The sequence below is a fragment of the Tetzosporium hominis genome (assembly GCF_002265435.1).
Classification (GTDB): Bacteria; Bacillota; Bacilli; order Bacillales_A; family Planococcaceae; genus Chryseomicrobium; species Chryseomicrobium hominis.
The window spans coordinates 1-265 of record NZ_NOKQ01000375.1 but is presented as its reverse complement, the minus strand read 5'-3'; the positions used below and the strand labels follow the sequence as shown (position 1 = coordinate 265).

The following is a 265-nucleotide window of genomic DNA, read 5'->3' as shown; positions in this document are numbered from 1 at the left end:
CAGTAAGTAAAATCCCATAACCTCTGTGACAGATCGGACTTGGAAACCTGATGTTGCGAGAAAATAACAAATCAAAAGCAGGGTGAAAAGTCCTCCCGGCCACTTGCCAATGAGATCCCGGCTATATTGATATAGCGTTTTGTCGGGGTACTCCATGCTTAATTTCACCATGATGAAACCGGCTAATATGGCAACCAGCCCTCCGAATGCAACAGAAAGCCAGACATCCGGCGCTTTAACCGCTTCCCCAGATGTCCGCGGCAGC

General features: G+C 48.7%; 1 protein-coding gene. It reads right to left on the bottom strand.

Translation table 11 applies throughout. The features are described 5' to 3' along the window. The coding region (locus CF394_RS15435) for a GerAB/ArcD/ProY family transporter (protein WP_165767585.1) at nt 1-265 on the bottom strand (265 nt) is incomplete at both ends.